This window comes from Stenotrophomonas sp. AGC87 (assembly GCF_057333975.1).
In genome coordinates this window covers 41,123-51,467 of record NZ_JBHFHW010000042.1, presented here as the reverse complement: position 1 = coordinate 51,467, position 10,345 = coordinate 41,123, and the positions used below count along the sequence as shown (strand labels likewise).

Sequence of the window (10,345 nt, the reverse complement as noted above, 5' to 3'; positions counted from 1 at the left end):
CACTACTACCACTGCATCGCGCGGCGGCAGCTCGTCCTCAGCCTTCAGCCAACATCTTCTGCAGCACTTCGCGCGCCGGACCGGCCAGCTTCTCGTTGTCGAGCGCGAAGCGGATCGTGGCTTCGACCAGGCCCAGATGGGTACCGCAGTCAAAGCGACGGCCCTCAAAGCGGAACGCGTCCACGCGTTCGGTCTTGAGCAGTTCGGCAATCGCGTCGGTCAGCTGGATCTCGCCACCTGCACCGGTCCCGGTCGCTTCGAGCAGCTCGAAGATCTTCGGGCTGAGCACGTAACGGCCGACCACGGCCAGATCGCTCGGGGCGTCTTCGGGCTTGGGCTTTTCGACGATCGCGTTGATCTTGCCCTGGCGGCCGTCGAAGGCCTCGGTGGCCACGATGCCGTAGCTGCCGGTCTTGTCATGCGGCACGTCTTCGACCGCGATGATGCTGGCGCCGGTGGCTTCGTTGGCATCGGCCATCTGCTTGAGCGCACCGTTACCGCGGTTCCAGATCAGATCGTCCGGCAGCAGCACGGCAAACGGTTCGTCGCCGACAATCGCCTTGGCGCACAGCACCGCATGGCCCAGGCCCAATGCCTCAGCCTGGGTCACGAAGACGGCGCGGACGCCGTTGGGCAGCACATGACGGACCAGTTCGAGCTGTTCCTTCTTGCCGGCGCGCTCGAGCTTCTGCTCCAGCTCGTAGGCTTTGTCGAAGTAATCCGCGACCGCATGCTTGTAGCGGTTGGTGATGAAGATCAAGGTGTCACAGCCGGCCTCGATCGCCTCATCAACGGCGTACTGGATCAACGGCCGATCAATGATCGGCAGCATTTCCTTCGGAACGGTTTTGGTGGCCGGAAGGAATCGCGTTCCCAACCCTGCGACAGGAAATACCGCCTTACGAATACGCTTGCTCATCAGAACCTGTTGGCCTCACGCGCCGGAAAGGCGAGAACTTTAGCAGAGCTGACGTGATCGTCCTGTTGCAGCGGAGAGAACTCCGGCATGGTCGCAAACAGAATGCTGTTGATCGCATCAGTGTCGTAGCTGGCAATCGCTTCGCGCAGTTTCGGCACATTGGCCAACACCTGTTCGCGCGCGAACGTGCGTACGCCGGCCTCAAGAATCTTCGGGTGCGCGGTCGGACGATAATCTTCGTCCGAATAGAACAGCGTCTCGTGCAGTTTCTCGCCCGGGCGCAGGCCCGTATAGACGATGGCGATGTCCTTGTACGGCTGCTTGCCGGCCAGGCGGATCATCTGCTCGGCCAGCACGCGGATCGGCACCGGCTCGCCCATGTCCAACGTGTAGATCGCCCCATGCGAAGCCGAGGCGGCCGCCTGCAGGATCAACTGGCAGGCCTCGGGAATCGTCATGAAGTAACGGGTGACTTCCGGGTCGGTCACGGTCACCGGGCCGCCCTTGAGAATCTGCTCGCGGAACACCGGCACCACGCTGCCGGCCGAGGCCAGCACGTTGCCGAAGCGCACGGTCACGAAACGGGTGTGGCTGGTCTTCTGGTCCAGGCTCTGGCAGATCATCTCCGCGTAGCGCTTGCTGGCGCCCAGCGCATTGACCGGATCGACCGCCTTGTCGGTGGAGATGAAGACGAAGTGCTCGATCTTCGCCTCGACACAGGCACGGGCGACGGTCTCGGTGGAGAGAATGTTGTTGCGCACCGCTTCGCGCAGCTGGCGCTCCAGCACCGGCACCTGCTTGTAGGCGGCGGCGTGGAAGACGGAGTCCACCCGCGACAGCGACAGCGCATGGCGGATCACCGCGGGGTCGCCGCAGTCACCCAGCACCGCCTCCACGACCAGATCCGGGAAGCTGCGCTGCAGCTCGGCCTCGATGGTCAGCAGCAGCAGCTCGCTCATTTCGACCAGGACAATCCGCCCTGCCCCGTGGCGTGCACACTGGCGGCACAGTTCCGAACCGATCGAACCGCCGGCGCCAGTGACGAGCACGGTGCGACCACCCAACCAGCCGCGGATCAGCGCCCAGTCCGGCAGGATCGGCTTGCGGCCGAGGAGATCTTCGATCGCCACTTCCTTGAGCTCACCCGGCAACGAGTGACCCAACAGGATGTCGTTGAGCTTGGGCACCATGCGGAACGGCACGCCGGTGCTCTCGCAGATGGCCACTACCCGCTGCATGCCGACGGCATCCAGCGAGGGGATGGCGATCACCAGCAGTTTGGCGGCGGTCTCACGGACCACGGCCGGGGCATCTTCCAGCGTGCCCAGAATCGGCAGGCCCTGCAGCTTGGCGCCCTGCAGATGCGGGGCATCATCGAGCAGGCCGACCGGTTCGAAATCGCCAGAGCGGCGCAGGTCCCGCACCAGGGCTTCGGCCGCCTGGCCGGCGCCGAGGATCAGCACACGGCGGGCGGTGACGTCGGACTGCAGCGCCTGATAGTCCTTCCACGCGCGATACAGCAGGCGCGGGGCGCCCAGCAGCGCCGACAGCGCAAACGGATAGATGACCAGCACCGACATCGGCACGCCTTCGAAGCGCTTGTACGCCAAGGCCACCACGATGGCGAGCAGGCCGATGAAGCTGGCTTTGAAGATGTTGAGCAGATCGGCGACGCTGGCAAAGCGCCACAGGCCGCGGTACAGGCCCACCCGCCAGAACACCACCGCCTGGATGACCAGCACCAGCGAGGTGTCGATGTTCCAGAGCGGCAACGCCGGCGCGTCGGCCAGCATCGAGTAGCGTCCCGCGTGCAGCAGCTGCCAGCACGCCCAGACCATGAAGAGGTCGTGGGCGACAATGGCGGCACGGGGCATCAAGCCGGTAAGTCGGTCCTGCCAATGCGTCATAAACAGCGTAATCCTTCTAGTTGCGCATTCCCTTGCGCAGGAGCAGCCAAAGGCCGGTCGCGAGGATAAACCACGCGATGGCCACGGCAGCCTCCCACCTCGGCTGCAAATTCGTGCATGCATTAAACACTGCCGCACTGAATATTCCAAAAACAAGATACATCCCGGTGACGAAAGTGTGGCTTGCACCACTTTTCACCGCGCGCTGATAGAGATGCTGCGTGTGGGGTTCCATCCAGCGCTGTCCGGACAGGATGCGCGAAAGCAATGTGAAGCCTGCGTCCACAAGAAAGGCCGAAAGCGGCACCAGCAACAGCAGCCAATGGATATCGGTGCGCACGCTGACCAGACAGACCAGCGCCGCGATCGCATAGCCCAGCGCCCCGCTCCCCACGTCGCCCATGAAGATGCGCGCCTTCGGGTAGTTGAACGGCAGGAAGCCCAGGCAGGCCAACCCCAGCACCACGCCAGCCAGCCCGTAAGGCGGCGGCAGGACGAGGGCGAACGCGAGACCGGCCAGGATCGCCTGCGTGGTGGCTATCCCGTTGATCCCATCCATGAAGTTCCAGATGTTGATCAACGAAGTGGCAAACAACAGCGCCAGCAGCGCCTGCCAGGGATTGCCACTGGCGTGCCAGACCAACCCAGCCAGAAGCGCGGCCGCGATGACATGGACCAACAGGCGACGAACCGCCGGCAGCGGCCGATGGTCGTCCCACCAACCGATGCCCGCGACCAGCACCAGCCCCAGCGCGAATACCGCCAGGGTGAGCCCGGCCTTGGGCCAGATCACCGCGGCGACCACGCAGGCCAGCAGCAGGGTCAGCACGATCGCGATGCCACCGCCGCGTGGCGTCGCCACCCCGTGGCTGCGGCGCTCGCCGGGCTCATCCAGTAGATTGCGGCGCAGCGCATAGGCGCGTGCGCCCCAGGTGAGGCCCGCCGATACCGCCAGCACCGCCAGCAGCCCCGCCATCCAGGCAACCATCATGGTTCAGAGCACCGCGTAGTTGAGCAGTGGCTTGACGGTGCCCCATTCCTTGCAGCTCGGGCACTGCCAGTGATGCGTGCGCGCGCCGAAGCCACAACGGGTGCAGCGGTACGCCGGATTGCGGACCAGCAACTGGTCTGTGATGTGCTTGAGGTCGTGCAGGGTCGCGGTGGAATCCGCGCCCTCGGCCAGGGTCAGGTCGATCAGGGCCGACTCGCCACGCACCGACGGACGATCCTTGAGCTGGCGGCCGAGGTAGGCACGCGCCGGAGCGACACCCTCCTGCTCTTCCATCAGCTGGGTCAGGGCCAGCACCGGGGCGATGCCGCGGTAATGCTCGGTCATCTCCGAGAGGAACGCGCGCGCGCCACCGAGGTCGCCGACCTTGCGGTAGTTCTGCATCAGCGCCTGCAGCACTTCTGGCAGATACTCCGGATCGTTGCGGGCGGCACGCTCGAAGGCACGCACGGCGGCTTCGGCATTGCCCGCATCGTTCTCCAGGCGCCCTTCGATGATGCCGGCACGCACCGACATAGCATCGGCCTGGTAGGCGCGCGCGATGGCCGCCCGGGCCTCTTCGATCTTGCCAGCGCCACGGTAACGCTCGGCCAGTTCGCATTCGAACTGCCCGATCAGCTTGCCCATCGGCTCGCCGGTGACCTCTTCGAAGCGGCTGGCGTTGTCGATCGCCTTTTCCCAGTCGCGCTCGGCCTGGTAGATGCCGATCAGGTGCTTGAGCGCCTGCGGTGCGCGCTGGTCGATCTGGGCGAGCTCGGTGAACACGGTTTCGGCACGATCAAGCAGGCCGGACTTCATGTAGTCCTCGCCCAGCGCCAGCAGAGCCTGGACACGCTGCTGATCGCTCAGGTCCGCGCGGTTGACCAGGCCCTGGTGCAGGCGGATCGCACGATCGACCTCACCGCGGCGGCGGAACAGATGGCCCAGCGCGACCTGGGTCTCGAAGGTTTCCTTGTCCAGCTCGGCGATGTGCAGGAACAGTTCGATCGCCTTGTCCGGCTGCTCGTTGAGCAGATAGTTCAGGCCGCGGAAGTACGTGCTGGACAGATGACTGACCTGGTTGTCGCCATGGCGCTGACCGCCGCGACGCCCGATCACCCAACCAGACAGCGCGGCCAGGGGCAGGAACAGGAAGAACCAGAACCACTCGGAGACAAATTCCATCGGCGCTCAGCGTCCGTCGAATGTAGAAGAAGGGGGTGCCACGACCACGGCAGGCGCGGCCTTCTGCGCACGGCGCAGTTTGGCGTACATCGGGATCACCACACTGGCGAGCACGAGGCCGCCGCCGATGATTGCACCGGACAACAGGGCGATGATGATCGCCACGCCGGTGGTGGAATTGATCTGGGTGAAGCCCAGGCTGATGATGATCGGCTGCGAGTTGAGGGCGCCGATGATCAGACCCACGACCAGAACCGCCAGCAGGATCAGCAGACGTACGATGTTCATGCAGCAGCTCCAGTTCCGTAGGGCTCAAGAGTAGCGGACTAACACTCCGCTCTACCAGCCGACTCCATGGAAATCATGCATCCGCCCCTTGGCGGATGGACACTCAGGCAGGATCGCTTTCCAGCGGCACCACGGCGCTGACGCGCTCACGCAGTTCCTTGCCCGGCTTGAAGTGCGGGACATGCTTGCCCGGCAACGCGACCGATTCCCCGGTCTTGGGATTGCGCCCCAGCCGTGCGGGCCGGTAGTGCAACGAAAAACTGCCGAACCCGCGGATCTCGATGCGATCCCCGCCGGCCAGCGCCCCGCCCATCATTTCCAGCAACGACTTCACGGCCAGATCGACATCGTCCGACTTCAAATGCGCCTGTCGGCGCGCCAGGATTTCGATCAGCTCGGATTTGGTCATTACGGGCTCTTGGGGAGGAACTCAGACCCTGAAACGGCCCGGACTGATGTCCGGGCCCGCCCAGGAAACTACGACAGCGACAGACCGATTACTCGGACTTGTTGCCGTTCAGCTGTGCACGCAGCAGCGCGCCGAGCTGGGTGGTGCCGCTCGAGGCCGAAGAGGACTGGTATTCCTCCAGCACTTCGCGCATTTCCGCGTCGTCCTTGGCCTTGATCGACAGCTGCAGGGTACGACCCTTGCGATCCATGCCCACGAACTTGGCTTCAACCTTGTCGCCGACCTTCAGGAACTGGGTCGCGTCGTCCACGCGCTCGTTCGCAACGTCGCGAGCGGCCACGTAGCCTTCGATGCCGTCAGCCAGTTCGATGGTAGCGCCCTTGGCGTCCACTTCCTTGACCACGCCTTCGACCTTGGAACCCTTCGGGTTGGCTGCCATGTACTGACCGAACGGATCCTGCTCCAGCTGCTTGACGCCCAGGCTGATGCGCTCGCGCTCCGGATCGACGGCCAGGACCACTGCGTCCAGGTTGTCGCCCTTCTTGTAGTTGCGGACCACGTCTTCGCCGGTGGTGTTCCAGCTGATGTCGGACAGGTGCACCAGGCCATCGATACCGCCGTCCAGGCCGATGAAGATGCCGAAGTCGGTGATCGACTTGATCTGGCCCGACACCTTGTCGCCCTTCTTGTGGATGGCAGCGAAGGTTTCCCACGGATTGGCGGCAACCTGCTTCATGCCCAGCGAGATGCGGCGACGCTCCTCGTCGACGTCCAGGACCATGACTTCAACTTCGTCACCGACCTGCACAACCTTGGACGGGTTGACGTTCTTGTTGGTCCAATCCATTTCCGACACGTGCACCAGACCTTCCACGCCCGGCTCGATCTCGACGAATGCGCCGTAATCGGTGACGTTGGAGACCTTGCCGAAGACGCGGCTGTTGGCCGGGTAACGACGGGCGATGTTGTCCCACGGATCTTCACCCAGCTGCTTCAGACCCAGCGAAACGCGGTTGCGCTCGCGGTCGAACTTCAGCACGCGCACGTCCAGCTCGTCGCCGACGTTCACGACTTCGGACGGATGGCGCACGCGCTTCCAGGCCATGTCGGTGATGTGCAGCAGGCCGTCGATACCGCCCAGGTCCACGAATGCGCCGTAATCGGTCAGGTTCTTGACGACACCCTTCAGGATCGCGCCTTCCTGCAGCTTGTCCATCAGCTGCTCGCGCTCTTCCGAATGCTCGCTTTCGACGACTGCACGACGGGACACAACGACGTTGTTACGCTTGCGGTCCAGCTTGATGAGCTTGAATTCCAGCTCCTTGCCTTCCAGGTAGGCCGGGTCGCGCACGGGGCGCACATCCACCAGCGAACCGGGCAGGAACGCGCGGACATCCTTGATGTCCACGGTGAAACCACCCTTGACCTTGCCGCTGATGCGGCCGGTGATGGTTTCGTTCTTTTCCAACGCTTCTTCCAGCTCGTCCCACACCATCGCGCGCTTGGCTTTCTCACGCGACAGAACGGTTTCACCGAAGCCGTTCTCGATGGAATCGAGGGCAACCTTGACGACGTCGCCTTCAGCGACATCGATCTCGCCAGCGTCGTTACGGAACTGTTCGATCGGCACGATGCCTTCGGACTTCAGGCCGGCGTTGATCACCACGACATCGCCGCGGACTTCAACAACGACACCGCTGACGATCGAGCCCGGCTTCAGCTTGGCCAGATTGGCCTGACTGGCTTCGAACAGCTCTGCAAATGATTCGGTCATTAGATTTACTCTGTTGGACACATGGGCATTGGCCCCCGAAGGGAACCGCTTACTGCCCGCCTGTTGGTCGACCCCGGTAACGCAGGTCGTGTGTTAAGTAGGAAAACCGCCACGCATCATTGCGGGACGGAGCTTTTGTTGCCTTGCGATGGTGCGACACCGTCGATGGATTGACGGCCCTCCTTTACAACGGATCAGGTACCCGAAACCGGAAGCAGATCCAATACCTTGGCAACGACAGCGTCGATGCCAATACCACTGGTGTCGATGACGACGGCATCGTCTGCCGGCTTCAGGGGCGCCACTGTGCGCTGTGCATCACGGGCGTCGCGGGCCATGATCTCGCGCAGGAGGTCGTCAAAGTTAACCGAAACACCCTTGTCTTTCAACTGCTTATGCCGCCGCTCGGCCCGTTCCTCGGCGCTGGCGGTCAAAAACACCTTGAATGGGGCGTCCGGGAAGATGACCGTGCCCATGTCCCGTCCGTCGGCGACCAGGCCCGGCTCCATCCTGAATGCGCGCTGGCGCTCTTTCAGCGCCGCCCGGACCTCCGGGATGGCGGCAATGGCCGAGGCCAGCGCCCCGGTGGTCTCCAGGCGCAGCTCGTCGGTGGCATCGGTCTCGTTGACCAGCACCCGCAGCCCGCCATCGGCCGATTCCACGAAGCGCACGTGGGTGTCGAAGGTGCAGCGCACCAGCGCCGAGGCGTCGGAGGTATCGATATCAGCCCAGCTGGCGGCCACGCCCACCGCCCGGTACAGGGCGCCCGAATCCAGGTAATGCCAGCCCAGGCGGCGTGCGACAATGCGGCTGACAGTGCCTTTGCCGGCCCCGGAAGGACCGTCAATGGTGAGCACGGATGGAAGCTGATTCATGGGTTTCCCGGTAGATGTGACCGCCCATTCTAGCCCCTGCCCGGGGCGGCTTGAGACTTTTTTGGCCCAACCACTTGAAAGGATGGGAAAAAGCCCGGTAGAATGGCGGGCTTGAACGGGCGTCACCTGCCGATTGTCATCTGCATATCGCGGCCGCGCTCCAACCGAATCCAACGTTTACGCCGAGGTATGCAATGAAAGTCCTGTCTTCCCTGAAGTCGGCCAAGACCCGTCACCGCGACTGCAAGGTCGTCCGTCGCCGCGGCAAGATCTTCGTGATCTGCAAGTCGAACCCGCGCTTCAAGGCTCGCCAGCGCTGAGCCGGCTGGCCTCACGGCCGCCATCGGTCCCTCACCGGACCGGGTGATGAACAAAAAGCCGCCTCCGGGCGGCTTTTTGCTGCCATTTTTGGTGTAATCGCCGGGTAGCTCACGACCGTTGGTCGCGAGACCTTCCGCATTCTTGACCACTGGGGAGTAGATCGAGATGAAGCGTTACCTGACCACCTTGCCGTTGCTGGCCGTGCTGGCCGTTTCCAGCGCCCACGCCGACACCCTGCTGATCGACCGCAGCCGTGAAAAGCCCGCCGTCGCCCTGCCCGTCCGCGGCCAGAGCATGCAGCAGGTCCAGGCCCAGTTCGGCGACCCGGGCGAACGCCTGGAACCGCGCGGCGGGCAGAAGCGCCAGTGGCCCACGATCAACCGCTGGGTCTACCCGCAGTTCACCGTGTACTTCGAAAAGCAGAAGGTGATCGACGTGGTCGCCAACCGCGCCGACGCCAACGAGATCGGGCCGAAACCGCCGATCCGCTGACCCCTTTCCCTTTGCCCGCCAGCCGGCGGGCCATCGCATTGAGATCATGAACGACACGCTCCGCTTTCCGGCCGAATGGGAATCCCAGTCCGCCATCCTGATCGCCTGGCCCCACGCCGACACCGACTGGGCCGACCGCCTGGGTGACGTCGAGGACACCTACATCGCGCTCGTCGCGGCCATCACCCGCTTCCAGCCGGTGGTGATCATCGTCGCCGACGACGACCTGGAGGCGTACGCCGATGCGCGCCTGCGTTCGAACCGGATCGACACGGACCGCGTGCGGTTCGTGACCGCCCAGTACGACGACACCTGGCTGCGCGACTCCGGCCCGATCACGCTCAAGCGTGCCGATGGCGGCTTCCGCCTGCTGGACTTCCGCTTCACCGGCTGGGGCGGCAAGTTCGACGCCAGCCTGGATGATCAGCTGGTGGGCGTGCTGCACGCTGCGGGCCTGTTCGACAACGCGGAGCTGCAGAGCATTCCGTTCGCGCTGGAAGGCGGCGGTATCGAGACCGACGGCGCCGGCACCCTGCTGACCACCTGGCAGTGCCTGCACGAGCGTCATCCGGACCGCAGCCGGGAATCGCTCAGCGCCGACCTGGCCACCTGGCTGGCCCAGGACCGTGTGCTGTGGCTGGACCATGGCTATCTGGAAGGCGACGATACCGACGCCCACATCGATACCCTGGCCCGCTTCGCCTCGACCGACAGCATCGTCTACCAGGCCTGCGACGACGCGGGCGATTCGCACTACGCCGAACTGCAGGCGATGGGTGCGGAGCTGGCGGCGCTGCGTACCACCGACGGCCAGCCGTACCGCCTGTTCCCGCTGCCGTGGGCACAGCCGGTGATCGACGAAGGCCGCCGCCTGGCTGCGTCGTATGCGAACTACCTGATCCTCAACGGCGCGGTGCTGATGCCGGCCTATGGCGATGCGGCCGACGAGGCTGCGCGTGCGGTGTTGGCCCAGGCCTATCCGGACCGCGAGATCGTGCCGGTGCCGTGCCGTTCGCTGATCTGGCAGAACGGCAGCCTGCACTGCATCACCATGCAGCTGCCGGCCGGGTTGTTGGCCTAAGCGCCACGACCAACGGTCGCGGGCTACCGCTGTTTGGCAGGCCACCGACGCACTGTCGAAGGGATGGCGGGTGTGGAGGGGCGGGACCGTCAGGGCGCCATGGATG

General features: G+C 64.3%; 11 protein-coding genes. 3 read left to right on the top strand and 8 right to left on the bottom strand.

Annotated elements, in window-relative coordinates:
• Nucleotides 1–37: 37 nt before the first annotated feature.
• From galU to cmk, 8 genes are all read right to left on the bottom strand, one after another.
• Complete coding sequence (gene galU / locus ACE026_RS17425) at nucleotides 38–919, bottom strand: UTP--glucose-1-phosphate uridylyltransferase GalU (protein ID WP_486040057.1); 882 nt, start codon at nucleotides 917–919, stop codon at nucleotides 38–40.
• Entirely contained in the window at nucleotides 919–2,826 is a 1,908-nt protein-coding gene (locus ACE026_RS17420; RefSeq protein WP_486040055.1) for a polysaccharide biosynthesis protein, read from the bottom strand. The genes galU and ACE026_RS17420 overlap by 1 nt, the downstream gene beginning before the upstream one ends.
• 16 nt (nucleotides 2,827–2,842) lie before the next feature.
• Nucleotides 2,843–3,817, bottom strand: coding sequence for an MraY family glycosyltransferase (locus tag ACE026_RS17415; protein WP_486040054.1), 975 nt, complete (start codon nucleotides 3,815–3,817; stop codon nucleotides 2,843–2,845).
• A 3-nt stretch (nucleotides 3,818–3,820) separates the two neighbouring features.
• On the bottom strand, nucleotides 3,821–4,999 hold the full coding sequence (gene lapB / locus ACE026_RS17410) for a lipopolysaccharide assembly protein LapB (protein ID WP_121042140.1): 1,179 nt from the start codon (nucleotides 4,997–4,999) through the stop codon (nucleotides 3,821–3,823).
• A 6-nt stretch (nucleotides 5,000–5,005) separates the two neighbouring features.
• Nucleotides 5,006–5,287, bottom strand: a complete 282-nt coding sequence (locus ACE026_RS17405) for a LapA family protein (RefSeq protein ID WP_486040053.1) — start codon at nucleotides 5,285–5,287, stop codon at nucleotides 5,006–5,008.
• A 103-nt stretch (nucleotides 5,288–5,390) separates the two neighbouring features.
• Nucleotides 5,391–5,696 (bottom strand): integration host factor subunit beta, encoded by a 306-nt coding sequence (locus ACE026_RS17400; RefSeq protein ID WP_019183098.1) that lies wholly within the window; start codon nucleotides 5,694–5,696, stop codon nucleotides 5,391–5,393.
• Between the two features lie 88 nt (nucleotides 5,697–5,784).
• Nucleotides 5,785–7,470 (bottom strand): 30S ribosomal protein S1, encoded by a 1,686-nt coding sequence (gene rpsA, locus ACE026_RS17395; RefSeq protein ID WP_121042136.1) that lies wholly within the window; start codon nucleotides 7,468–7,470, stop codon nucleotides 5,785–5,787.
• 194 nt (nucleotides 7,471–7,664) lie between these two features.
• Nucleotides 7,665–8,345 (bottom strand): (d)CMP kinase, encoded by a 681-nt coding sequence (gene cmk / locus ACE026_RS17390; protein ID WP_486040052.1) that lies wholly within the window; start codon nucleotides 8,343–8,345, stop codon nucleotides 7,665–7,667.
• A 194-nt stretch (nucleotides 8,346–8,539) separates the two neighbouring features.
• On the opposite strand from cmk, the gene ykgO reads away from it, so the two are divergent.
• The 3 genes from ykgO (at nucleotide 8,540) to ACE026_RS17375 (ending at nucleotide 10,239) form a co-directional block, all read left to right on the top strand.
• Nucleotides 8,540–8,665 carry a type B 50S ribosomal protein L36 gene (gene ykgO, locus ACE026_RS17385; protein ID WP_057628212.1) on the top strand — a complete coding sequence of 42 codons (126 nt, stop codon included), beginning with the start codon at nucleotides 8,540–8,542 and terminating at the stop codon, nucleotides 8,663–8,665.
• A 166-nt stretch (nucleotides 8,666–8,831) separates the two neighbouring features.
• Nucleotides 8,832–9,158 (top strand): hypothetical protein, encoded by a 327-nt coding sequence (locus tag ACE026_RS17380; RefSeq protein WP_123729053.1) that lies wholly within the window; start codon nucleotides 8,832–8,834, stop codon nucleotides 9,156–9,158.
• A 46-nt stretch (nucleotides 9,159–9,204) separates the two neighbouring features.
• Nucleotides 9,205–10,239: an agmatine deiminase family protein gene (locus ACE026_RS17375; RefSeq protein ID WP_486040051.1), complete on the top strand. Its 1,035-nt coding sequence runs from the start codon at nucleotides 9,205–9,207 to the stop codon at nucleotides 10,237–10,239.
• Nucleotides 10,240–10,345 lie beyond the last annotated feature (106 nt).